The 25,176-nt window shown below is 35.3% G+C and carries 25 protein-coding genes and 1 pseudogene; 8 read left to right on the top strand and 18 right to left on the bottom strand.

Annotation, left to right across the window (positions count from 1 at the left end; genetic code table 11):
- Positions 1 to 6: 6 nt before the first annotated feature.
- Positions 7 to 1,296, bottom strand: a complete 1,290-nt coding sequence (locus tag C240_RS07640) for a glycoside hydrolase family 125 protein (protein WP_271493383.1) — start codon at positions 1,294 to 1,296, stop codon at positions 7 to 9.
- A gap of 171 nt (positions 1,297 to 1,467) precedes the next feature.
- Between C240_RS07640 and C240_RS07635 the strand changes: the two genes are divergently transcribed.
- Both C240_RS07635 and C240_RS07630 read left to right on the top strand, forming a co-directional pair.
- On the top strand, positions 1,468 to 2,505 hold the full coding sequence (locus C240_RS07635; protein ID WP_271493380.1) for a GntR family transcriptional regulator: 1,038 nt from the start codon (positions 1,468 to 1,470) through the stop codon (positions 2,503 to 2,505).
- Positions 2,506 to 4,650 carry a GH92 family glycosyl hydrolase gene (locus tag C240_RS07630; protein WP_271493378.1) on the top strand — a complete coding sequence of 715 codons (2,145 nt, stop codon included), beginning with the start codon at positions 2,506 to 2,508 and terminating at the stop codon, positions 4,648 to 4,650. It begins immediately after the preceding gene.
- A gap of 46 nt (positions 4,651 to 4,696) precedes the next feature.
- Here C240_RS07630 and C240_RS07625 read toward each other — a convergent pair whose 3' ends face one another.
- From C240_RS07625 to C240_RS07600, 6 genes are all read right to left on the bottom strand, one after another.
- Positions 4,697 to 6,196 carry a response regulator transcription factor gene (locus C240_RS07625; RefSeq protein ID WP_271493376.1) on the bottom strand — a complete coding sequence of 500 codons (1,500 nt, stop codon included), beginning with the start codon at positions 6,194 to 6,196 and terminating at the stop codon, positions 4,697 to 4,699.
- Positions 6,186 to 7,937 (bottom strand): sensor histidine kinase, encoded by a 1,752-nt coding sequence (locus tag C240_RS07620; RefSeq protein WP_271493374.1) that lies wholly within the window; start codon positions 7,935 to 7,937, stop codon positions 6,186 to 6,188. The genes C240_RS07625 and C240_RS07620 overlap by 11 nt, the downstream gene beginning before the upstream one ends.
- The gene (locus C240_RS07615; RefSeq protein WP_271493371.1) at positions 7,912 to 8,526 is read right to left on the bottom strand and encodes a YesL family protein; all 615 of its coding nucleotides are present in this window, start codon (positions 8,524 to 8,526) and stop codon (positions 7,912 to 7,914) included. The genes C240_RS07620 and C240_RS07615 overlap by 26 nt, the downstream gene beginning before the upstream one ends.
- Positions 8,527 to 8,705: 179 nt before the next feature.
- Entirely contained in the window at positions 8,706 to 10,172 is a 1,467-nt protein-coding gene (locus tag C240_RS07610; protein WP_271493369.1) for an ABC transporter substrate-binding protein, read from the bottom strand.
- 390 nt (positions 10,173 to 10,562) lie between these two features.
- Complete coding sequence (locus tag C240_RS07605) at positions 10,563 to 11,483, bottom strand: carbohydrate ABC transporter permease (RefSeq protein WP_271493367.1); 921 nt, start codon at positions 11,481 to 11,483, stop codon at positions 10,563 to 10,565.
- Positions 11,484 to 11,498: 15 nt separating this feature from the next.
- A complete protein-coding gene (locus tag C240_RS07600) occupies positions 11,499 to 12,446 on the bottom strand; it encodes an ABC transporter permease (protein ID WP_271493365.1) in 948 nt (315 codons plus the stop codon).
- 189 nt (positions 12,447 to 12,635) lie between these two features.
- Here C240_RS07600 and C240_RS07595 point away from each other — a divergent pair, with 189 nt between their 5' ends.
- Positions 12,636 to 12,971: a RidA family protein gene (locus tag C240_RS07595; RefSeq protein ID WP_271493363.1), complete on the top strand. Its 336-nt coding sequence runs from the start codon at positions 12,636 to 12,638 to the stop codon at positions 12,969 to 12,971.
- A gap of 60 nt (positions 12,972 to 13,031) precedes the next feature.
- Here the strand turns inward: C240_RS07595 and C240_RS07590 are convergent, their stop codons facing one another.
- The 3 genes from C240_RS07590 to C240_RS07580 form a co-directional block, all read right to left on the bottom strand.
- Positions 13,032 to 13,517, bottom strand: coding sequence for an AmiS/UreI family transporter (locus tag C240_RS07590; RefSeq protein WP_271493361.1), 486 nt, complete (start codon positions 13,515 to 13,517; stop codon positions 13,032 to 13,034).
- A gap of 224 nt (positions 13,518 to 13,741) precedes the next feature.
- Positions 13,742 to 14,353 carry a class I SAM-dependent methyltransferase gene (locus C240_RS07585; RefSeq protein WP_271493359.1) on the bottom strand — a complete coding sequence of 204 codons (612 nt, stop codon included), beginning with the start codon at positions 14,351 to 14,353 and terminating at the stop codon, positions 13,742 to 13,744.
- Between the two features lie 14 nt (positions 14,354 to 14,367).
- Entirely contained in the window at positions 14,368 to 14,955 is a 588-nt protein-coding gene (locus tag C240_RS07580) for an SGNH/GDSL hydrolase family protein (RefSeq protein ID WP_271493357.1), read from the bottom strand.
- Positions 14,956 to 15,119: 164 nt separating this feature from the next.
- Here C240_RS07580 and coaA point away from each other — a divergent pair, with 164 nt between their 5' ends.
- Together coaA and guaA are read left to right on the top strand one after the other, a co-directional pair.
- Complete coding sequence (coaA, locus tag C240_RS07575; RefSeq protein WP_271493356.1) at positions 15,120 to 16,043, top strand: type I pantothenate kinase; 924 nt, start codon at positions 15,120 to 15,122, stop codon at positions 16,041 to 16,043.
- 312 nt (positions 16,044 to 16,355) lie between these two features.
- On the top strand, positions 16,356 to 17,912 hold the full coding sequence (gene guaA, locus C240_RS07570) for a glutamine-hydrolyzing GMP synthase (RefSeq protein WP_271493354.1): 1,557 nt from the start codon (positions 16,356 to 16,358) through the stop codon (positions 17,910 to 17,912).
- Positions 17,913 to 17,999: 87 nt separating this feature from the next.
- Here the strand turns inward: guaA and C240_RS07565 are convergent, their stop codons facing one another.
- Both C240_RS07565 and C240_RS07560 read right to left on the bottom strand, forming a co-directional pair.
- A complete protein-coding gene (locus C240_RS07565) occupies positions 18,000 to 19,142 on the bottom strand; it encodes a protein kinase family protein (RefSeq protein ID WP_271493352.1) in 1,143 nt (380 codons plus the stop codon).
- 199 nt (positions 19,143 to 19,341) lie between these two features.
- On the bottom strand, positions 19,342 to 19,656 hold the full coding sequence (locus tag C240_RS07560; RefSeq protein WP_271493350.1) for a hypothetical protein: 315 nt from the start codon (positions 19,654 to 19,656) through the stop codon (positions 19,342 to 19,344).
- 87 nt (positions 19,657 to 19,743) lie between these two features.
- Between C240_RS07560 and C240_RS07555 the strand changes: the two genes are divergently transcribed.
- Positions 19,744 to 19,974 (top strand): helix-turn-helix domain-containing protein, encoded by a 231-nt coding sequence (locus C240_RS07555; RefSeq protein WP_271493348.1) that lies wholly within the window; start codon positions 19,744 to 19,746, stop codon positions 19,972 to 19,974.
- 76 nt (positions 19,975 to 20,050) lie between these two features.
- The gene (locus C240_RS07550) at positions 20,051 to 20,272 is read left to right on the top strand and encodes a helix-turn-helix domain-containing protein (RefSeq protein ID WP_142477141.1); all 222 of its coding nucleotides are present in this window, start codon (positions 20,051 to 20,053) and stop codon (positions 20,270 to 20,272) included.
- A gap of 233 nt (positions 20,273 to 20,505) precedes the next feature.
- On the opposite strand, the gene C240_RS07545 is transcribed toward C240_RS07550, so the two are convergent.
- A protein-coding gene (locus tag C240_RS07545; RefSeq protein WP_271493344.1) for an IS3 family transposase occupies positions 20,506 to 21,632 on the bottom strand; the annotation gives its coding sequence in 2 pieces (ribosomal slippage) (positions 20,506 to 21,401 and positions 21,401 to 21,632; 1,128 coding nt in all).
- A 67-nt stretch (positions 21,633 to 21,699) separates the two neighbouring features.
- Here C240_RS07545 and C240_RS07540 point away from each other — a divergent pair.
- Positions 21,700 to 21,933: pseudogene (locus tag C240_RS07540) on the top strand (integrase core domain-containing protein); the annotation flags it as partial.
- Between the two features lie 139 nt (positions 21,934 to 22,072).
- Here C240_RS07540 and C240_RS07535 read toward each other — a convergent pair.
- The 5 genes from C240_RS07535 to C240_RS07515 form a co-directional block, all read right to left on the bottom strand.
- The gene (locus C240_RS07535) at positions 22,073 to 22,309 is read right to left on the bottom strand and encodes a hypothetical protein (RefSeq protein WP_271493342.1); all 237 of its coding nucleotides are present in this window, start codon (positions 22,307 to 22,309) and stop codon (positions 22,073 to 22,075) included.
- Between the two features lie 220 nt (positions 22,310 to 22,529).
- Positions 22,530 to 22,841, bottom strand: coding sequence for a hypothetical protein (locus tag C240_RS07530; RefSeq protein ID WP_271493340.1), 312 nt, complete (start codon positions 22,839 to 22,841; stop codon positions 22,530 to 22,532).
- Positions 22,842 to 22,914: 73 nt separating this feature from the next.
- The gene (locus C240_RS07525; RefSeq protein WP_271493339.1) at positions 22,915 to 23,283 is read right to left on the bottom strand and encodes a hypothetical protein; all 369 of its coding nucleotides are present in this window, start codon (positions 23,281 to 23,283) and stop codon (positions 22,915 to 22,917) included.
- A gap of 26 nt (positions 23,284 to 23,309) precedes the next feature.
- Complete coding sequence (locus C240_RS07520) at positions 23,310 to 24,818, bottom strand: EndoU domain-containing protein (RefSeq protein ID WP_271493337.1); 1,509 nt, start codon at positions 24,816 to 24,818, stop codon at positions 23,310 to 23,312.
- A complete protein-coding gene (locus tag C240_RS07515) occupies positions 24,811 to 25,173 on the bottom strand; it encodes a hypothetical protein (protein WP_271493334.1) in 363 nt (120 codons plus the stop codon). Before C240_RS07515 ends, C240_RS07520 begins: the two co-directional genes overlap by 8 nt.
- Positions 25,174 to 25,176: the final 3 nt, after the last annotated feature.

Genomic DNA, 25,176 nt, shown 5'->3' with positions numbered 1-25,176 from the left:
TTTATGTTAACGTTCTACTCGCAAATCAAAATAATCCATCACTAGTTCACAAAACATCATATTTGCCCATGAAAACCACTCACGAGTATATTGATTCGGATCATTTACATCAAAACCTTCATGCATTAAATGAGTCCCGCCATCATTTGTCACCAAAGAATCTAAAATACGTTCTTTTTCAGCTTTATCTTTTGTTGTCATACCCTCCATAGCTAAAGCAATCGGCCAAACATAGTTTTCTGGTGTATGAGAACTGCCAATTCCTCTTGCATACTGTCCTTCGTAAAAATAAGGATTTTCTTTACTTAAAATAGTTTTTCTTGTCATTTGATAGACAGAATCTTGTTCAGAAACGTAACCTAAATAAGGTGCTGAAAGTAAGTTGGGAATATTACTATCGTCCATGATGCTGGCATTTCCTAAACCATCCACTTCGTAGGCGTAAACATTTTCACCACTTTGATTTTCCGTTTGGCCGTATTCTTGAATTCCTTGCTCGATTTCTTTTTTCAACTTAGTTGCTGTTTTAACTACCTGATTATTCGGCAAAATATCGGTAAAAATTTCTTCAATATAGCCCAAAATGACCACCGCAAACATATTCGACGGAACCAAGTAACCATAACGACAAGCATCGTCGCTCGGACGGAAACCAGACCAAGTCATACCTGTTGGTTTCACTGGGGAACCGTTACCATTATTCGGCAGCGTATCTTCTAAGCGAGTTGTATCTCGTTCAAAGGTATATGGAGAAGTATTGTGATCTTGTTCGGTAATAAAAACCTCTAGAATTTTCTTCACACCAGCGATAAAGTTGTCATCAAATTGTTTGGTATAACCAGTATTTTTAAACAACAGATAAGCCAATTGAACTGGGTAGCATAAGGAATCAATTTCATATTTACGTTCCCAAATCCATGGATTCATCGTTGTATGATCGCTTTGATGCCCAGCATTATTGGCTGTTTCGTTAAAAGCATTAGCATATGGATCTATATTAATATAGAAAAACTGACGTTGGACTAATCCTGCAATCATATCTGCCAATTCATGATCTTCTTTAGCAAGTACTAAATACGGACGCACTTGCGCCGTTGAATCTCTGAGCCACATAGCCGGAATATCTCCCGTCAGTAAAAAGGTTGTGCCATCTGCTTGTTTACGAACCGTTGTTGTTAGGGTATTCGCAAAAGCTGCACGGAAATTTTCTGCCCATCCAGCATGTTCTTCACCACATAGTTGTGTAATTTTATCCATAAAATCTTTTACTGAGTTTGGTATATTATTCTTAGTCATAAGAACCTCCTAAAGTTGATATATCATTTCACGATGCAAGTATATGCTAATGAAAGCGTTTTGTCTACTGTTTTTTTCGACTTAATCCGATTTAAGTTTAAGTTGAGCTCTTTTTAATTTTATGGTACACTCTCAATAATGATATATCATTTCACATCTAGGAGACCTATTATGTCAAAACCACTATATAAAAAAATTATCGACGACTTATTAGCAGCGATGGACAATGGACAGTTAGCTGAACACGCACAGTTGCCCACAGAAAAGGAATTGTCTCAAACTTATGGTGTTAGTAGAATCACATCAAAACGTGCACTAACAGAATTGGAAAGTCTAGGATTAATCTACCGTACTCAAGGAAAAGGCAGTTATGTTCAAACGAAAAAAAAGCAGCAGAAAAAAGTTTCTCGTATTCTGTTTTTAATTCCTTTTGCAAACGATCTTTCTCTAGGAAATTTTAACGAAGGTTTGGCCCCAGTAACTAACGCTCACCAGTATGAAGTAATCATGTCTTCAGCAGAGTTTTTAATTAATGAGCAAGCAACAGATATTATCGAAGATTTCGACGGAATGATCTACTATGCGCACAATACCGAAGATTTTCTAGATACGTTATTTGAGTTATCCATTGCACAGTTTCCTGTTATTATTTTAGATAAAAAAATTCATGATCTACCTTATCCAACCGTTCAATCTGATAATTTTTCTGGTGGAGAGATGGCTACGAAGTCTTTAATCGCTCAAGGACATCAGCGGATTGCTTATATTTTCGGCGAACCGACATTACCTCAGTCCGTCCGTCAGCGTTATTTGGGCTACCTCCATGCAACAAAAGAACATAAGCTAGCATTTCATACAGCAATCACTGATAAGCTGGCTTTTTTAACCAATGATGTTATTACTTATCTTAATGAAAACCGTATTACTGGTGTTGTTTGTGAAAATGATTTAGTCGGCATTTCTTTAATGAATCAAGCGAAACAAGCCAACATTGATATACCAACTCAATTATCCGTAATCGGCTTTGATAATATTCAAGCAGCAGCTCTTGTTAATCCTGCTCTCACAACTATCGCTCAGGACTTCGAAGGAATGGGTAAGTTAGCAGGAGAAATGCTGATTAATTGGATTGAAAAACAAATCGTACCAACAGATCAACAAATACCAGTTCAACAAATTATCCGAGACTCAACAAAGGAGAACGAATAAATGACTCTTAACTTTATTGATACAAGACATGGTACAAATAATCGCTATTCATTTTCAAACGGTAATTGTTTACCGTATACTGGTGTTCCTTTCGGCATGAACTACTTTGCTCCTCAAACCAATGGTGATAACGGCAGTTGGTGGTTTAATCCTGATGATCGTGTTTTCCAAGGATTCCGCTTAACGCATCAACCTAGCCCTTGGATGGGGGATTTCAGTCATTTAGTTTTACTGCCGTTTAATGGAGAACTAAAAGAGGAAACCTTATTTCATGCTCAATCTTCTTACCGACCAGATGAAAGCGTTTTTATACCCAGTTACTTAAAAATTACTGAACAACGCTATCAATTAACGACTAAAATGATCCCAAGCATGTATGGTGGCGCACTTACTATAGATTACACACAAAAAACGGCTGGATTAATGCTTTCACTTCCTGGAAAATACGAATTAACGATTGAAGATCCTCAAACAGTTTCAGGGAAAATTATTAATTTTTCCGGCTGTGAAGACCCTAATTTTTCATTTTATTTCACTTTACATTTCCAGCAACCATTAACGATAGAGAATTTTGTGAAAAAAAGCGGAGAAAATGAATGTGTGACCTTTTCTTTTGGGGATATTGCAGAACAAATCGTCCAATTCGGGACTTCTTTTATCAGCGGTGAACAAGCGAAACTGAATCTAGCTCGTGAAATCGAATGGCAGCCGCAAGACTATTTGACTAACTCTGAACAGCAATGGGAGGACTATTTAAGCAGAATCGAAATTCACGACAAAAACCAAGCACGACGTTCGACTTTTTATCATAATTTATATCGAACCTTTTTATTTCCACAAACCTTTTATGAAAAAGATGCCGATGAGCAAATTATCCATTATGATACATTGGCGAAAGAAGTCAAACCGGGTTATCTGTATACCAATAATGGTTTTTGGGATACGTATAAAACAGTGTACCCTCTTTATTCCTTAATTGCTGAAGAAAAATACGCGGAAATGTTGGAAGGATTTTTGAATAATTATCGGGAAAGTGGCTATCTACCCAAATGGTTATCACCTGATGAACGCGGTTTAATGCCGGGAACCTTGATTGATGCTGTAATTGCCGATGCTGCGGTGAAAAATATTCGCCCTGATTTGATGCCTGAGTTGTTAGAAGGAATGATTACTGGGGCTACTATTCAAAGCGATAATCCCAATTACGGACGCCAAGGAACCAAGGATTATTTAACGTACGGATATGTTCCGGAAAGCTACCACGAATCCGTCAATCATACGTTAGACTATACTTACAGTGACTTTTGTATTAGCCAAGTAGCAAAAGTTTTAGGCAAAACAGAGATCGCCAAACATTATCAAACACAAGCGAAAAACTACCTCAATATTTTCGACTCTACAACTGGATTTATGCGGGCAAAACAAACGGATGGAACCTTTAAAGAATCGTTTAATTGTCATCAATGGGGGGAAGATTATGCAGAAGGCAGTGCATGGCAAAGTAGCTTTGCAGTTTACCATGATTTTGCTGGGCTAATTCAAGCATATGGCGGAGAAAAAACTTTCCAAGAAAAACTAATTGAGCTATGTAATCAAGCACCTACTTTTGATGTTAAGGGCTATGGTTTTGAGATTCATGAAATGAGTGAGATGGCGGCTACTGAATTTGGTCAACTGGCGATTTCCAATCAACCAAGTTTTCATTTTCCTTATATGTTTAACTATATTGGTAAACCAGAATTTGCTCAGCCGTTATTAAAACAATTGATGACTCAAGAATTCAATGATAGTCCAACTGGCTATCCCGGTGATGAAGACAATGGTAGTATGGCTGGCTGGTACATTTTTAGCTCCCTAGGACTCTATCCTGTTTGTCCAGGTTCTGGAGAGTATGTTGTTGGTATGCCATTATTTGATAAAGCAGTGATCCATCTTTCAAGTGGTAAAAAATTAACTATCACAGCAAAACCAAATCAGGAACAACAGCAATTTGTCGATCATATAACTTATAATGATTCGATTTACGAAAACTTATTTTTTAATCATGATGAGTTAATCAATGGTGGAGTAATTGATTTTTCTCTAGGCATCGTGCCTCATCCGAGAGAATATATGAAAGAACAATTACCGTTTAGCATGATATAGACAAAGAAACCACAAGTTGAGACACTTGTGGTTTCTTTGTCTATACCTACTCATCTTCTCCAACGGAATGATACTGATTCTGGTATTTTTCACGAAATTCTTTTGGTGTTAAATCATTCATCTTCTTAAAAATCTGAGAAAAATATGTGCTATTGTTAAAGCCAATTTTATCCGCGATTTCATTCACGTTATCATCTGAATAAAGAAGTAGATTCTGCGCTTTTTTCATTCGATATTGATTTAAATATTGAGAAAAACTCTTTTTGGTTTCTTTTTTAAAGAGCTGACCCAAGTACATCACATTTAAATGCAGCGATTGTGCCACACATTTTAACGTCAATTCACTTGCATACTCCGAACGAATTTTGTTAATCACATTTTGGACATTCTCCGAATAATCATAGGATAGCTTTTCTTTGGTGATCTGCTTAATTGTAGTCGTTAAAATCCCCTGCAATTTATCAGCATTCGACGAGTGGTTGATATCGTCTAAAACTTGCTGATACTCACTTTCATCTAGATGATTAAAACGTCGATAAATGTCCATGAATAGCATAAAGGTAATGTGTCGAACATCTTCTGGGCGTGCACCAATCTTTTGAGTTTTGTTAAAAATCTCCGCAATTGTTGCTTCAATCGTGGTAAAGTCCCCCACCATCAAGGTTTTGTTAAAATTGATAATATCTGCAGATAAATCAAAATCATCTGAAAAAACCGAGTACAGTAAATTGCTTCCGCTACTTTCATAAAATTTATAGCGCTGTAACGTTTGATTCGCTTTCTCAAAGCTGTCAGGAACATCTTCCCAATCATTCACCGTTTCTCCGATACTCACCAGCCAATTTTCATCTTCACATGACTGAAGTTGGTTACTTGATAACAATTGGTTTAGCTGATACTTCCCCCCTTTAAAAATATGTACAATCAAACTCTTATCTCCTAAGTTTCGAGAAAAAAAGAGGTTTTGCTGCTGTTCTTCCAGCCATCGAATTGCTTGTATTTTGTTCTCACGCGTGACCTCAATCACTAAAACCGTCCATTCAGCTTTTTCTGTGGTGTTTACCAGTTGATTTAATTCTTCGTAATTATCTTTATCAATCTCACCATTGACCCATTGAGCTAGCAAAATTTCACTATACAAACCATCTCTGGTTTCCTGCTGACTGCGACTGTCCAATCTTTTTTTCGCCTTCCGAACACTCTTTAGTAGTTCTTGTTTATCGACAGGTTTCATCAAATAATTGATTGCACCAAGCTGTAGACCACCCTTTAAGAAATCAAATTTTTGGTAGCCGGAAAGAATCATAAATTCAAATTGATTCGCTGCTTTTTGCGCTGCTTCAACAAATTCTAATCCAGTCATTTCCGGCATCGTAATATCTGTAATCACTAAATCAATGGCTTCTGTTTCCATCACCGTCAGTGCTTCTTTAGCATTTCTTGCCGTTCCTTTAATCGTAAACCCTTCATCTTCCCAAGAAATAATTCTCTTCAAGCCATTCACAATCATATATTCATCATCAACTAACAAAACATTATAATTCATTCTTTTGCTCCTTTTTAAACGAAAGTATAATTGAAACACCATTTCCCTCATTCGGATTAATGCTCATCAAAAAAGAAGTGCCGAAAAAAGCGCGCAATCGTTCGTTGACATTTTGCAGACCAATCGAGTCATGTAATTCAATTTGAGTGCTGCTTAACTTCGTTCGAATCAATGCTAATTTTTGCGGCGAGATCCCTTTACCATTGTCACGAATCATAATTTTTACTGTATTATCAACTAAGTGAGCTTTAACACTAATCGCATTATCGTTTCTTGAGAAATCAATCCCATGAACAAAATAATTTTCAATCAAAGGCTGAATGGTAAATTTAGGTATTGTCAATTTTTTCAGTGCATCGTCTATTTCAAAGTGATAAGCTACGCGATCTGGATAACGCATTTGATACAAGTAGACGTATTTTTCACAGAAGCTTAACTCTTTTTCCAACGTAGTTGTTTTCGCTTGATCGGTATTATTTCGCAATAACGTTGAAAAAGCATAAACTACGTCAGCCAATTCCTCGCTGCCTTCACTCAACGCATACATCCGAATATACTCTAACGTATTATAAAGAAAATGCGGGCTAATTTGTGCCTGTAACGCCCTCATATGCGCGTCCTGCTGCTTGATTTCCAGTTTATAAATATCCGCGATATATTGTTCGATGTTATCTAACATCGTATTGATCCCTTTAGACAACTCTCTTAACTCAAATTGAGTTGCTTGTTGATCAATTCGCGTATTTAAATCGCCTTGTGAAACCAGTGCCATCGAATCCATAATAATATCAACTTGCTGAGAATACTTGGTAAATGTCCGATACAATAAATACAACAATAGTAAAATTAATACAATTCCCCCTACTATTAAGATACGCAAATCCCAGAAAACATGTTGAAAAATTTTTTCTTTTGAAACAGTCACTAGAATATCAAATCCGCTTGTAGTTTGAAGATGTTCCAATTGATTATTTTCTTTTAGTATTTGGATTGGCAATTGAGAGTTCTTTTTCATTTCTTGCTGGATTAATTGTAAATCATTTTGCTTAGGGAGTTCTGAATAGACTAATAATTGATAGTCTGTATTTGAAAAAACATAGGCAGATAGTCCGCCGAAAGAAGTCAAATTGGCCAAACTGTCTAGCATATCTTTTTTAGAAAATTCAACATAAAAACTACCCAAAACCTCAAGTGTCACCGGATTGGTAATCGGATATGCCAAATAAAATTTATTATTTAACTGCGGTGACCCACTCTTTTTCACACCACTTTTATTAGACAAAGTTGATAGATAATAACCATCATAATTATTCAGCACCATTACAATTGATTCAATATTGTCGTACATTGTATAGAAATTTTGCACTTGTCCCGGTAAAAATAAATAATTTCCTGTTTCCAATTGTTGATCATAGGAATAGTTTAAATAATTAGAAATTGACGAGTCCATATAGCGGTTCAAGTTATTGATTTTCTCTTGATTGTCGGTCAGATTATTCAACATCGTTTTTCCCTGCATGTTCTTATCATTAATTGAACGACTAATCATATCAACTGCCTCTTGGGCTGTAATTTTCCCTCTTCCCATTGACTGCCATAACGTATTCATTCCAATACTAAACATGCCAAATAAAATCAGTACAACTAAAATCAACGCATAATTTTTCAACAATCGGTTCAGCAAGGTTTTTTCATTTAGAGAAGAAGGTTTCGTTTTACGCATGTAGTCCCAATCGCTCATCAATCGTTTCTCGCCATGATTTTGTTGCAGTAAAACTCCACAGCTGAATCATCGAAAATGTCCCAAATAAAATTAATCCTTTAAACTTCCAGGTAATAAACAAAATAACCCCTATACCGATTGCAATTTTCAATAGATTCGTAAAATTAGATAACGTTGAAATAAATGCTAGTTTCAATAAATTTTTTAACCCGATTTCATAAGAGCTGTCCAACAATAACGCATATTGAAAAGTAACAAGTCCATAAATCATGGCAAACACTAAGAGAAAATCAATAGCTAAAAAGAGCAATCCTTGGATTTGAACAGATAAAAAAAGGTTATACGTTAAGAAACTTAGTAGTACGACAACTCCGTAAAAAAGGATATTCCCTCGAATAAAATTCTGCTTAAACCGCTCCCAGCCTTCTTTTAACGTGATCTCTTTATAATTAAACTCATGGGTAACAAACAAATCGTTCACTGTTTTTAAAGCCGGACCGACGCCAGCGACTAATAACCCACAACAGCTAAACAACCAGAAAAATAAATTCAGTTTTATGATCACCCAGATTTTTATGAATAACGTTTCTAAAGCTTTTCCAACCATGTGTCTCTTCCTCTCTTTGTATCTATTAACATCATAAATAACTATTGCTCGAAATCCAAATAAAAAACACAGCGAAAACGAGTATCTGTTTTCGCCGCGCCTCAAAAAATCTGAATAAACGGCGAAACAGAAGTTGTTATTATAAAATAATCACTTCTGTCTAACCTTTTAACTATTGTTTATTTTTTCAAAAATTCATCGTATTGTTTTTGCATTTCAGTTAACACTTTATCATAACCAGCACCTTTTAGTGCTTCTTTTAATTTTGGTACTGTTTCTTCTGGATCAACAGTTCCTGTGTTTAAGCCATCTAGATACTGATTCATCACGTTTGCAATATTACTTAGTTCTGTTTTCACACTAGATGTCACAAAGTTAAACCCTAAGATTGGTGATGTTTCAGCATCAGCGATTGATTCATCACGTTCTTTAATCATTTCATCAGTAATGCTGTCTTGCGTGTACAAAATTTTGTTATTCCCTGTGTTCCAAGCAGAAAAATGGGTATTTGGTTTGTAGCCATCAAGTAGTTTGATTTTATCTTCTTTACCTTCAATTTTTTCCCAAGCTTCGCCTTCAATACCCCAAACTAAACCATTTAACAACTCAGGATCACTATTGATTTGACCTAAAACTTCAACAGATTTTTCCTTATTTTTAGACGTATTAGAAACAACGAAGTTTGCCATTTGTGCTTGAGCTGTCGATTTTAACGGAATCGTGAATGCTTTAGAAACTAATTCTTGTCCAGCTGCATTACTTAAAATTGTATCACCATAATCGTAAGGTCCTTGTGTTTCTTGGCGAATAAACCAAGTATTTCCTTCAAGCGGATATTCTGTGTTACTTGTTGCTGCATCAGATGGAATATAGCCTGCTTGATACCATTTGTGCATGATTTTTAGAGAATCCATAAAGTCTTTATTTTCATATTGATTGATAATTTTTGTCGGATCGCCATTCAAATCAACTGCAAACGGGTAGTTATTCCCAATTGGAAAATCAACATCTCCTTGAACTTTAAAACCTTGACCAATAGCAAAAGCTGCGATGTTTGGTTCTTTTTCATGGAACGTTTTTAGAACACTTTCAGCATCCTCATATGACTCAATATCATCAATAGATAAATTATATTTATCTAAATATTGCTTGTTAAATGTTAACACTTGTTGAGAATAAACATTTCCATTTACCGGAAACGCATACAATTTACCATCAACTAAATTCCCTTTAATGTACGCTTCATCCAACTGGTCATAAGCATCTTTAGCATATTTAGGCGCTAACTCAGTTAAATCAGCAAAGGCACCTTTTTGTGCATTTGGTACATAATTATCAGCAAAAGCAATATCATAATTTTCACCTGAAGAAACGATAACGCTCATTTTCTTCTGATAATCTCCCCAGCCGATATATTGAATATTTAACTTCACACCGGTTTTTTCTTCAATTTTTTTATTAGCAATGTCCATTAATTCATCATAATTATCCGGCTTATCACCAATTTGGTACATTAACAACGTATTCTCATCTGCATTCTTACTACTACCGTCCGTTTTGTCCTGACTTCCACCACCGCAAGCTGTTAAAGCACCTAAAAGAACAACCGCAGCACTAACACTGACCACTTTTTTCCAGATTTGCATTTGAATACCTCCTAATTTTAAAAGCTGAATGAGCTTGGTAGTATCGACGAAAAATAGGAAAAGTTGGATGTGACGCTTTTTGTCACGAACAACTTTTATCTTTTTTCCGAGATACTGGTTCATGAAGCTAGATAACTTAAAAGCTGAGCAGGTTGTTTAACCTTGATGAAAAATGGGAAAACATCACAGAGGCGTCCTCTGCCTCATTTAGGTTTTATCTTTTTTCCGAAAGGTTGACCTGCAAAGCTAGATAGATAAAAGCTGAATGAACCGATTAGCATCGACGAAAAATAGGAAAAGTCAGGTGTGACGCTTTCTGTCACAAACTACTTTTATCTTTTTTCTGAGGTGCTGGTTCATGAAGCTGGATAGATAAAAGCTGAATAATTTCTATTCTTTCACTCCGCCAATCGTTAATCCTTTGACAAAGTATTTTTGGAAAAATGGATAACTAATGGCAATTGGCAATGTTGAAATGACTACAATTGCCATTCGAGCTGATTCGCCCGGTATAGATGCCATACCACCAGCTAACTGACTGCTGGCACCTGCATTTTGCGTTAAATATTGAATATTATTTTGGATCTTCATCAATAAGTATTGCAACGGTACTAAGCTATCTTTTTGAATATACAGTAACGCGTTAAACCAATCATTCCAATAACCTAAAGCTGCGAATAAACTAATCGTTGCAATTCCGGGAACTGCTAACGGCAGCACAATTTGAATAAAAATCCGCAACTCAGACGCACCGTCAATTCTAGCAGATTCAATAATAGAATCTGAAACAGAACGCTTGAAGAACGTACGCATCACAATAATATTAAACGGACTGACCGCCATTGGCAAAATCAATGCCCAAATTGTATCTTTTAACTGCAGTAAATTCGTCATTACAATATAATTAGCAACCATCCCTGGAGAAAACAACATCGTAATTAAACAAAACACGGTAAAAAAACGACGGAAGGGAAAATTCGACCGCGAAATCACATAGGCATATAATGAAGTCGCCGTACTGTTAATCAATGTACCAACAACTGTCACAATCACAGTCACTAACAAAGCTTGAAAGATTTTTTGATTCATTTGATCAAATAAATAGGTATACCCGAAGAAACTAAACTCTTTCGGCCAAAAACTATAACCATACGTTGCTAACGCTGTTTCATTCGTTAAAGAAATCGCCACAACAAACAGAAACGGCAAAATACAAGAAAGAGCAAAAACAGCGATCAACAAATTAAAAAATATATTAACAGGTTTATTAAACGAACGAATTTCTATTTTTGAAACTGGTTTTTTCCTCAATGTTTTCACTCCTTCTTAGAATAATGCTGATTCATTATCGAATCGGCGAACAAGACCATTCGTAATCATCAACAAGACAAATCCAACCGTAGACTGATATAAACCAGCAGCTGCTGTCATGCCAAGATCACCTGTTGAGGTCAACCCATTATAGATATACGTATCTAAGACAGAAGTTACCTGATATAACGAACCAGAATTTCGAGGTACATTATAGAATAAGCCAAAATCGGCTCTGAAAATATTTCCCACTGCTAAAATTGTTAAAATCGTCATCAGCGGTAATAATTGCGGTATCGTTACATTTTTGATCTGCTGCCACTTACTCGCACCATCCACCATCGCGGCTTCATAATATGTCGGATCAATCCCCATAACTGAGGCAAAGTAAATAATGCTGTTGTAGCCAATCCCTTTCCAAGTACCAATGAATACTAAGATAAACGGCCAGAATTTCGGCTCGCTATACCAATTAATTGGTGTTCCTCCATTACTAGTAATCCATTGATTGAAAATCCCTTTATCTGGACTTAAAAACGCATAAACAAAATATCCGATAATAACCCAAGATAAAAAGTAAGGTAGTAAAGACATTGTTTGGTACACTTTGACCAAACGCTTATTCCGTAATTCACTCATCACGATTGCGAAAAATACAGAAATGACAAGGTTTAACGTAATAAATGTTACGTTGTACAACACTGTATTTTTAGTAATCAAGAACGCATCATTGGATGAAAATAAAAACTTGAAGTTTTCCAAGCCCACCCAAGGACTCGCTTTTAAACTAGCAAGAAATCCATCTGGAGAGATGTGAAAATCCTTAAATGCCACAACATTGGTCAATACTGGAATATAAAAGAAAAAAATCATCCAGACCATCGCCGGAATCGCCATAATAATCAATGCTTTATAACGCCACACATTACCCCAAAACTTGGCACTTTTTGACTTTCGTTTCATTTACTCAACTCCTTTCCTAAAAATCTCTACATTTGAATTGTAGCGCTTTCAAAAAGGAATAAAAATAAACAAATTATAGATGTTCGTATAAAAAATATAGATATTAATTAAATATATGAAAAGCACTCTATTAAAACGAATCTTCCAAGCTATGCTATACTCATAGTAAAAAAACGAGGAGGAATCCGCATGGCCATTTATCAAAATTCAAAAATCGCTGGAAACAAAACATTATATATATCTGGACAAACACCTAGCAAAGACAACTCAACACCAGATACAATTGCCGAACAAATGGATATTGTTATCGAAAAAATCGCTGCTACGCTTGAGGAATACGATTTAACCGCTGATGACCTAGTGAAAATTAATATCTACATCACTGACACAGCCTATTTACAAACCGTTAGAGAAAAGCTAGCTGAGTTTGTCGGCGATTCAAAATCAACAGCTACATTAGTCGTGGTTGCTGGATTAATTGATCCCGCATTTAAAATAGAAATTGATGGAATTGCTACTTTTTAATCATGAAAAAAGCCCCAGACAAAGTTAATCATCCTTTTGCCTGTGGCTTTTATTTTTATCTTACCAATTATTCGTTAACATCAATAATCCCGGGATCCAGCAGGTCACAACACCTTCAACAATCGCCAGATACAATACTGGTTTGCCAATTTCTTTCTTCAATACATACTCGACAAAACCCGTGAACCATAACACGCCCCATGCTAACCAAATCAAAGCAAAGCGCCAATCGCCATCTACAGTATAACTAATATAAGCTGCTGGTATGGTGTTTACCGCTACAAATAAAGCAAAAATACCATAAATCCGCATATCCAAATGAAACAAATAAATAATTCCCACCATCAAATAGGTAAACGCAAATAAATAGCCAGTTCCCGCATCATAGTACTCACCACGAAATAAATGAATTGTATTAATAAGGAAAGACAAACTTCCCGTAAGAACATTTAAAAGTCCTGTTGATTTTTTATCGACTCCCGCTAAACCACAATAACCATTACTAATTAAAGTAATCGCTACAAATAATAAACCTACACCTAACATCCAAATCCCTCCGTTACTCAAGAAAATATACTCCGATAACCGTGAACTATTTTACTTGAATTTTCATGACAGGAAAAGACTTTTTTCAATTGTATGAGGGTTTTCTAAAAAAAATGGATGCGAATAAAAATTTTTTCACTATGTATTCTAATAAAACCACACTTTTTGCACATAAAAAAGCCAAAACCATCACCCTTACTAGTGACAGCTTTTGGCTTAAATTATTATTCTGCTGCTTCTTTGACACTCTTCAAAATATAATAGCCTTTATCTTTCGTTACAATTTCCACATTGCCAAAAACTTCAGCCATTTTTTTCTCAGCACTTGGTGCACCTTGCTTTTTCTGAATAACGACGGTCAAAGTTCCCCCTACGACAAGCAGCGGATACGCTTCACTCAAAATCTCATGAACGACTTTTTTCCCTGCACGAATCGGCGGATTGCTTAAAATTGCGGCATATTGTGTTTCATGAATATCTGTATAAATATTGGATGCATGGATATCTACGTTTTCAATCTGATTTTTCTGCGCATTCTCTTGTGCCAATGCAACAGCTCGTTGATTCACATCAATCATTTCCACTGTTCTGCCGCTAATTGCTGCTAATGTCAGCCCAATCGGTCCATACCCACAACCAACATCTAACAAACGTCCTTCCGGCAACTCTTCCCATTCAAAGGCATCGATTAACACTCTTGAACCGAAATCAACCGTATTACGTGAAAAAACGCCGCTGTCTGTCAAAAACTGAAATTTTTTTCCTCTTAATTCAAACGACCACTGCTCTAGATCATGAGCAAGATCAGGATTTTCTGTATAATAATGATTCGCCATTTTCTTCGTCCTTACTATTTTTCTTTTGTCATCAGTCTACCTTTTATTTCCCGAACAATCAAGGCTGCAAGCAGATCATACCCTGTTTGTGAAAAATGCAGTCCATCTTCTTGTAAAAATTCATCTGTGCCGGGATATGCAGCCATCGCTTTGTACAAATCAATGACCGGAATTTCGTATCTCCCACCAATTACTTTTACTCGTTCAGCATATTCTTGGATGCGATGATCCTCACGATTTGGTTTGCGACCGCAATCTACGTATGGGGGTGTTAACAAAATGATTTTTTCCTTGCCGATTTTTTGGATCATGGTTTCGATATTTTCAGCGTATTTTTCTAAAGGAACTAAGTTATCACTATTCGTGTCATTGGCTCCAAAAAAGATCGTCACCATATCTGGTTTTTCCGCTAGAACTTCTTTTTCCAGCCGCTTCATACCATCATCTGTCGTATCTCCCGGCATTCCTGCATTCATAATCAGAATTTCTTCAAAATTTTGCGCGTCTAAGCCTTCAGTAATCAGGTTTTGTAAAATCGGCGTAATGGCTTCTTCCCCATACCCAGCTGTGATACTATCACCAAATAAAACCAGTTTTTTCATGCCTTGTCTTCCTTCCGTTCAACGTTTTTTCTGTTAATATGATACCACGATCTTCTTCATTTAGCTGAAGGAAAGAATTCTTTCAGGAATTGGTGTTAGGTCAAGCTAAATTGTGTTAAAATAAAAGGCGGAAAGAAACAATGCTGGCTTTGGTGGAGGTTTAAATGGACGAAAAAATGAATTACTACCCCATTTCCCGTGAGGAATGGCAAGGCTTCTATCATAACGGCAAAGCGCCGCTGACGGAAGAAGAATTAGAAAGTATTAAAGGCTTTAATGACCAGATCTCCTTGCAGGACGTTCAGGATATTTATGTTCCTTTGACACATTTAATCCATTTATATATGAAAGAATTTGAATCCTTGACTGTTAGTAAGGGCCTATTTTTACATGAATACGTACCTGTGCCGCCATTTATTATTGGGATCGCCGGAAGTGTAGCTGTAGGCAAAAGCACCACTGCGCGCTTGCTGCAGATCATCTTATCCAGAACCTTTAAACGCCGCAATGTTCAACTAATTACGACGGACGGTTTTTTATATCCTAATCGAGTTTTAGAAGAAAAAGGCATTATGAACCGTAAAGGATTCCCTGAAAGCTACGATATGGAAAAGCTGATTGATTTTTTAAATCAAGTTAAAAATGGGCAGGACGAAATCAAAGCCCCCCTGTATTCTCATAGTGTTTATGACATTATTGAAGGTGAGTACGAGATCATCCAACAGCCGGATATTTTGATTGTAGAAGGAATTAACACCTTACAACTGCCAGCGAATCAACAGATTTATGTTAGCGACTTTTTTGACTTTTCTGTTTTTGTTGATGCTGACCCAAATTTGATTGAAAAATGGTATCTAGAACGCTTCGGCGCCTTACTGGATACAGCTTTTCTTGAACCAGATAATTATTATTACCAGTATGCGATTGGAAATCGAGAAGAAGCATTTTCAATGGCAAAAGAAGTCTGGAAAAATGTGAATTTGAAGAATTTAGAAGAATACATCTTGCCAACACGCGGCAGAGCAGATATTATACTTCATAAGACTGAAAATCATATTATAGATAAAATTTTTATGCGTAAGTACTAGCTTATGAAGCTAGATCACAAAGCAACACTTAACTTGATTCTAAAGGGGTCAGAATTTTCCTAACGGAAAATTCTCCATAAACGGTGTAAAAAGAGCAGGTTTCTTGCTTTGAAACATACCAAGAAATACAACGAAGTGATGAGTTGCTATTGATTGGTACAAGGTGACTGAAAGGAACGTTGTTTCTATTTAGTGTCTTATGTTGAAAAGTACAAGACGCAACATTTGCATGTTGTTCCTTCTCGGCTCGAACCTAAACGCCGTTTTTACAACCTCTTATTAGATAAATCTAAATGAATAGGGGTAATAGATGTGACTAACGTTGCCGATTTGACAACTGTCGAAAAAATTATTGTTTTAGACTTTGGTAGTCAATATAACCAATTGATTACTCGACGTATTCGTGAATTTGGCGTGTTCTCAGAATTATTGAGCCACCGAATCACAGCGGATGAAATTCGCGAAATGGCACCAAAAGGAATTATTTTCTCTGGTGGTCCAAATAGTGTTTATGATGAAAATGCCTTCCAGATTGATCCTGAAATTTATGAATTAGGGATTCCAATTCTAGGGATTTGTTACGGTATGCAATTGATGATGCATAATCTAGGTGGAAAAGTTGAACCTGCCGGCAACCGTGAATATGGCAAATCAGAGCTATCTCTTTTGATCCCTGATTCACCTATTTTTAAAGGCACTCCTGAAAAACAAATCGCTTGGATGAGTCATGGTGACCTTGTTGCTGCTATCCCTGATAGTTTTGAAACGGTGGCAACTAGTGCAGATTGTCCGTTTGCAGCAGTTCAAGATACCGCTCAAAACCTTTACGGCGTACAATTTCATCCAGAAGTTCGTCACTCTGAGTACGGAAACGACTTATTACGTCACTTTACTTTTGATATTTGTCATTGCGAAGGCGACTGGACAATGGGTAACTTCATCGAAATGGAAATCAACAAAATTCGCGAACAAGTTGGCGATAAAAAAGTCCTTCTTGGCCTTTCAGGCGGTGTGGATTCAAGCGTTGTTGGTGTGCTTTTACAAAAAGCCATTGGCGATCAATTGACTTGTATCTTTGTAGATCATGGTTTATTGCGCAAAGGTGAAGCAGAACAAGTAATGGATAGTTTAGGCGGAAAATTCGGCTTAAACATTATTAAAGTAGATGCAAAAGAACGTTTCTTAGATAAATTAGCTGGCGTTTCTGATCCAGAGAAAAAACGTAAAATCATTGGGAACGAATTCGTTTATCTTTTCGATGATGAAGCGACAAAACTTGATGGCATCGACTTCCTAGCGCAAGGTACCCTTTATACAGATATCGTAGAAAGCGGGACTGAAACAGCGCAAACAATCAAATCTCACCATAACGTGGGCGGATTGCCAGAAGATATGCAATTTGAATTGATCGAACCGTTGAATACGTTGTTTAAAGATGAAGTTCGTGCATTAGGGATTGAATTAGGCATGCCTGAAGCGCTAGTTTGGCGCCAACCATTCCCTGGTCCTGGTTTAGGGATTCGTGTGCTTGGTGAAATTACTGAAGATAAATTAGAAATCGTGCGTGATTCGGATGCGATTTTACGTGAAGAGATTGCCAATGCTGGTTTAGATCGTGATATTTGGCAGTACTTTACTGTGTTACCTGGTATCCGCAGTGTGGGTGTGATGGGTGATGGTCGTACGTATGATTATACGGTTGGTATTCGTGCCGTGACTTCGATCGATGGGATGACGGCTGATTTTGCGAGAATTCCTTGGGATGTGTTGCAGAAGATTTCTGTGAGGATCGTGAATGAAGTGGATCATGTGAATCGGATTGTTTATGATATTACGAGTAAGCCGCCTGCTACTGTTGAGTGGGAATAATTAAAGAAACCGTGAAACCTTTGATACTAAAGGGTTTCACGGTTCTTTTTTGTTTGGTGCAACCATTTTGCAACCAATAGAGCTGACTTAAAAAGGTAAATCATCATTGTCAATATCAAATGGTTGAATTTTATTCTCTATCTGACTTAATCTACTTTTTAAGTTTTCTAGAATAATTTTTCTCTTCTGAAAATTACTATTTAAAAATAGCTCATAGAATTTCTCAACAACACTTACTGGTACACGAATTTTTATGCTATAAGAATACCCATTGTTTACAAACGCATTAATTAACAAACTGTTATTTTGGACTACCTCTTCTAAAATATTACTTTTAAGAATATCTTCCAAGTTAGTTAGTACTTCATTAGCATCAGTTACTGGAGAAAACTTACTGGTAAAATTTTTAATAATGGAACTTAAATTTTCTGCCATCGCTTTGTAAGTTCTTTTTTCAAACTCAGAAAAGTTCAGAGTTAAAAGCATACCCTTAGCAATTTCAACAGAAATTTTTTCAAAACTCTCATATCTGTTTTTTATATTGGTTTCACACATCTTCTCTAATATATTTGCAAATTTGAAATCATTAATAGAGTTTTCTTTGAGTAATTTTCTAAAAAGGTATCCTAAATAATAGATTTCCGTTTGAACAGTATAATCATTATGGCACTCAACTTCATCAGGATGTTCAGTTGCTGGCCAATTTAAAAGAATGCTATTTTCAGAATTCTCGCTATTTAAAATTTTGCCAAAACCAAAATCAATCACTTTAATTTGTCCGCTATTATCAACCATAATATTTGCTGGTCGTATATCTCTATGTAATACATTATTTTTTTCTAAACAAACAAATGCATCAATTGCACTACGAAATAAATTGTTAAGGTCAACAAAATTGTTTTCTACATATTCATCAATAGGAACGCCTTCAATGTATTCCATTTGAAGATAGCCTAGTGTACTTTGAGGATATAGATAATAATTATAAACTCTTACTATGTTTGAATGAGACAGTTGGAATAATATTTTAATTTCATCCACAAATCTATTATAGTATTCTTCCTCGTACTCTATATTTCCACCTGATGGTTGATATTTTTTTATCGCAAAAAAAGTGTCTGTGGTTTCGTCTTTAAATAGATTAGTTACTCCAGTACCACCACTACCTAATTCTCTTATAAATTTAAAATGCTTTGATTGATTAAACTTAACATTGTCTCCTGTTCTCATAAAATACCTCCCAAATCGCATTGTCATTACTATTCTATCATAAAATAGACAAAATCCATTTTTATTAAAAATATGCAATCTACTAAAAAACAAAAAAAGCTTATCTCACTATTTCTCTGAGATAAGCCATATATCAGAAAATCAGCTCTTTCTGGAAAGCTAATTCTCCTAAAAAATCAGTATTGCCGTACTGATTTTTTTACACTTTTATTTTTTCTTTTCTTTCTAAATTTGCAGCTTTTTCTTCTAACGTGTCCATACTTAATATAAAATTCATATAAAATATATTGAACACCCTAGCTTGTGCATGAAATTCCCTCATAATTTTCTTTTTGTTCAAAGGAATTGCCTGATTCTCAAAAAATTCATTCACTAATTTCAATGGCTCTTTCCAAGAAGCTAATTGTTCCAAGTGATCCCTTAAATCATAAATATCTTGCTTGGCAATCGACTTCACTGGCTGGTTTTTTTCCGTCAACAAAAGGCTTTCATTTTTTTCCTCGTTCTCTTCCATCTTAATTCCCCTTCCTTTCTATGCGTTTATCGCATGAAACAGTCCATGCGAAAATTGCATACTATAAAATAACCTTGAGGTGATTTTATGTATTATCGTATTCGTGATTTGCGTGAAGACGCTGATTTAAGCCAAGAACAACTAGCAAAGCTTTTAAACGTTAGTCAAACAACTTATTCACGCTATGAAACTGGAAAACTAGACATCCCAAGTCAATCACTGATAAAACTTGCTCAATATTATTCCACAAGTATTGATTATTTAGTAGAACTTACTAATCAAAAAAGTGCTTATCCAAAAAATAGTCTTTATTCTTAATCCCATTCTATGCGTTTAACGCATAAAAGTCAATATGCAAAAAACGCATATCGTAAAATAATTATGAGGTGATTCCATGTATTATCGTATTCGTAATTTACGCGAGGATAAAGATTTAAGTCAAGAACAACTGGCAAAACTTTTAAACGTTAGCCAAACTACTTATTCTCGTTATGAAACTGGGAATTTAGATATTCCTAGTCAGTCATTAATAAAGCTGGCTCAATACTACTCAACAAGTGTCGATTATCTTTTAAATCTCACAGATATAAAAACACCTTATGGTAAACACAAATAAAAAGTAGAACGATATCCATTTAGATACCATTCTACTTTTTTTATTAGCTTTTAAGCCTTTAAAATCTTCATGTTCTCAGCTTTAAACGATAGCGCAATAAAGCCATTTGATACATAAGGGTTAACGACTAAATTTTCAAACAAAACTTTTGTTTCTTCAACTTTATCAATTTCTGCTTGTGTAATAATAGGTGGATTTGAGTCAATATCTTGGACATATTTTAGTAGAGACGCTTACGCCATTTGTTCTTTTGCTAGCTCTTCAAACTCCTGTGGGGTTAGATAGTGTGTCGAGCTATGGATTCTATTTCGATTATAAAATCCTTCAATGTAGCTAAATAGTGCTCGATTTGCTTCTTCAAAATCTGAGTAACTAGTCGTGTAGACTTCTTCCTTTTTCAATGAGGCATGAAAAGATTCGATTCCTGCATTATCATAAGGGGTTCCTTTTCGACTATAAGAATGCCTTATTTTGTTGGTTTCAAGCCATTGTTCCACTTCGCTAGCTGTGTACTGGCTGCCTAAATCAGTGTGTAGAATCATTCCTTCCGGAATGTGATACTGTAGTTTTGCTTTATTCAATGTTTGGATGACACAATCCACAGTCATTCGTTTTGAAAAGGTATAGCTAATAATTTTTTTCGTGTGTAAATCCATGATCGAAGATAAGTAGCACCACCCATTTTTCTTAGTAGGAATGTAAGTAATGTCAGCTACCCATTTCTCACAGATCGTTTTAGTAGAAAAGTCCTGATTTAAGAGGTTCGCTTTTGAAATAATTGGTTTATTAGACCTTTGAGGTCTATATTTCTTAACTACAATTGACCTCATATTTAATTGTTTCATTAGCTTTTGAACATGTTTAAGAGAGACTGAAATCCCTTCTTTTAGTAACACTTGATGGATTTTTGTGGCACCATAGCGTTGTTTATTAGCTAAAAAAATCGTTGAAATCTTTTTTTTCATCTTATTATTTCTGATTTCCGTAGCTGTCAACGGTTTGTTTTTATAAAAATAATAGACACTTCTAGGAATTTCTAATAACCGACACAACAAAGAAACAGTGTAATCCTTACACCATTTTTCAATAAATTGAACAAGCGAATTTAGGTTTCCCGAGAGAATATGGCAGCGGCTTTTTTTAGGATTTCAAGTTCCTTTTTCAAACGGGCATTTTCTTTTCTCAGTTCAGCCGCTTCTTTTCCAGTCAGTCCTGTGGACTGATTAGGTAAATATAAATTCTTCCATTTGTAAATCGTCGCTTCAGGTAAGCCATATTCTTTCGCCAAGCCTCGGACAGAACGTCCAGTTTGATTCAGTTCAACAATCATCTGTTTAAAATTTTCTTCATAGCGGGTCATAAAAATTCATCCTCTCGTAGATAAGTTTAATTTATTTTTGTCTCTACGAAAAGTTGTCTAAGATTTGATACTAACACCATTATCGAAACCTGGTTATCCTTGGGACAATGCTGTCACAGAAGCTTTTTTCAAATATATGAAAAAAGAGGAACTAAACAGAAGAACTTTTTCTTCTCTTAAAGAAGTACAACTAGCCTGCTTTGAGTACATCGAAGGGTTCTATAATTCTAAACGTCCTCATGGCACTCTAAATATGCTTACACCAAATGAAAAGGAGGATAACTATTTTAATTCTCACTAGGTATTTGCTCTTTTTGTGTCTACTTTATTGACATTTATCCAAACTTCCACATAATCATTTTTGTCAATGTCCTTAGGTATATCGCCATCAGATATATCTATTTTAAGCTCTCCTATTTGTAAAATCTCACTGTCCTTATCTACAAGTTTTCCTTGAATAGAGTAGCTACCGTTTTTTTATCTATTACGTATTCCTTATTGAAGCTTTTCACGATATTTCTAACATTAAATCCATAAAGAATATCTAAAAATGCCTCATCTTCTGAAAGATTACAATCACTACAAAAACATTCAATGGAATATGTACCATCTGAAAGTAAAATATCTGCCTCTCTTGAATCTATATCTATCCAATTCACTTTTTTTACAATAATCATCTTATATTACCTCCTACGGTTTTAAACCTAAACTAGGTGCCTTTTTAGCAAGCTCTTTTACATATTTCAAATGTAATGTTGTTATATTACCAGTTGTCCTATCTAATCCTACAAAAGCATATTTAGCAATGCCTTCATCACTAAAAGTATTTTAAAAATCTTATTGATATCAGTATTTTGTAATCTCTGATATCAATAAGATTCTAAATTAGATGTTTATTTATTTTTCAATATAACTTTCAGCGATATCAATATCTTTAGTCATATCTAACTCAGGAAATTTTTTATCCAGTTCTTTCAAACAGTTAATAAATTGTTCACTTTGAAGCTTTTCAGATATATCTTCAAAAATTTCACTGATATAGTATAGATCATTTTCATTAACATCAGCAAGATAGCATGTTGTCTCACTCTCATTTTGAGATAGTGATTCTGTCATCTCATTCCAACACTTTTCAATTCCAAAGTCATCATTTATATTTAAGTTTTTTCTCCTTTTTAAGACTTCTTTCACCCTGATTTCTAATTTCATTCCTTTTTTTATCTGTATTCATTTAACTTCAATTATTTTCATCAAAAGAGGAATTTTTTTAAATTTCCTACTATTATTCCTTCTCTCCAAATAATTTCAAATGCTTCTGATAGTCTAAAATTATTTCCTTTAACTCTAATGTAGCAATTTTTATTGTAGGGTTAGCCTCCTCTTCTGGTACTAATTCCTCAAATAAATCATAAATTGTTGTTGTATCTTCTTTTATTTCAGCCAAACTTCTCTCTGTTCCAATTTCTTCAATCACGCTTTCTCCAGAAATGACTAATTCAATTTTTACGAGAATATCATCCAAAGTGATTGCAAACCCTTCAACATTAAGCAATTCCTCAAGTCCAATATTTTTTTTATCTGTAAAAACTATTATTAATTCAGTAGGTGACTGGTCGTCGTATCTCCATTTTTCGAAAGTATAACTTATCAATATATTTACTCCTTTTCATTTTCTTATTAATATTTTGGAAACGCTGAAATAAGCTTTCCTGTCGTTTTATTAATATACATTTCAATCTGCATTCCATTTGATAATTTTCCCACATAAATGTTTCCACTTCTAAATACTTTTTTACTATATGCTTCATTTATAGAATCTACAATTTGTTGTGAACTCCAATTGTCAGGGAAAAAGGTAGATTTACCCCCATTTCCTTTTTTTAGAGTACCATTTATTTCTACCTGAGCTTCGTAAACACCATATTTATTAGGTGCAGTTTTACTTCCATCAACAATTTTCCCGATACTACCATCTATAGTATCAACATGATATCCTGAAGTCCCTCTTTTAGTCAGTTCTCCTTCAAAAACATGCTTTAGAGACTTGTCTGTAAAAATATCTGTATTTTTCAATCGTTTCAAATCATCCAGTGTTTCAATATTTCTAATTATATTCCCTGCATCTTTCCCTCTATCAACCGTCTTAACAACATCCGCCGACTTCTCAAACTCCTTCAACGCTTCCCACTCTTTAGCAGTCAACTTGATCGCATCCAGCGTATAATCACCATTTCTAAGTAACTTAGCTGACTTCAAAATATCTTTCACTCGATCAATCGGCAATACAGCTAATAACAAGAAAACACCAGAAGATGAGCGCTGTATCGTCGTAGAATCTTTCGCAAGCAGGATCTCAATATCATCAATATTGGTAAGGATTTTAAAAATCTCTGGTCCATACTCCTTAAACAATTCAACATTATGAACACGAAACAGTTCATGTAACTCTTTTGTTTTTTGAACATCCAATTTTCCATTGCGATAAATCTGATATTCGACACCGTTCGATAATTCTTTGATGACCACATCAATTCGGTCTTTGGGTTGGGCTTCGTCAAAGTCCTTTAGTGCTTTATACCATTTTTGATTTTTAAAATCAATGGTTTTATAGCCATCTTTACCGCCTGAAAAATTTCCAGCACTGCCTAGAAAAGCTAATCCTTCGGCAATCGAAGCAATGACTGTTTGTACGTCTGAGAAATCACTCCCATGTGCTGCTTCAAAAGCGCTATATTTTTCGAGGATTTCAATTTTCTTGGCAGTTCCTAACATGCTTTGTTTATTAAAAAATTGATTGACAAACGGTACGTCTTCGAAGGCTTTTGCCAAAGCTTCCATGATCACATCATTTTCTGCTTGTAAACGACGTAACTCAGCTTTTAGACCTTCCATTTTTGCGGTATCCAAATCATTTTCTGCTGGTCCAACTTCTGAGGTAAAAGCGCTCAAATAAGAGGTGATCGCATCATCAAGGGTATTTAAGGCATTGCCCACTGTGGTTGATACTTCTGAGTAGGCATCAAAATAACTTTTAGTCGAATCCCACCCTGTACCAGATAATTTCCCTGCACTTTGAAACGCTTGTTGCGCCTCTTTAAAAGAATTTAGTTGATCTAATACTGTTAAACGTAGCGTTTGGACTTCACTGGCAACGTTTTGCCATTCCGTATATCTAAATTTAGGCATCTTCCTCCTCCTTTTGTGCTTGTTGCTTTTTTTGCAGCCATAGGAGGTCGTCTTCTGCTTGGATTTTTTTACGTTCTGTTTCACTGACTAATTCAGTTAACTCTTCTTTGCCCACATCAAAGGTTCTGAACGCTTCTGTTCGTTCATCTTCTAGCATTTCTAAATCTATCCTAGCTGAACGTTCTGCTTCTGTTCCTTTGCTGTAATAGAGAAATTCTTCTAATATCTCTGCTTGTTGTTGGTAAACACGTTGGAGATTATTGATTAGAAAATCACTTTCGGTATCTTTTTTCTTTAATTCTATTTTTCGATCTTCATATTCTTCGATTTTCACTTGTAGTTGTTTTTCTTCCATAAA

The organism is Enterococcus sp. 5H (assembly GCF_028128615.1).
In the GTDB taxonomy this organism is placed as follows: Bacteria; Bacillota; Bacilli; order Lactobacillales; family Enterococcaceae; genus Enterococcus_L.
The sequence above is the reverse complement of the archived record's forward strand: the minus strand, read 5'-3'. Positions and strand labels throughout refer to the sequence as shown.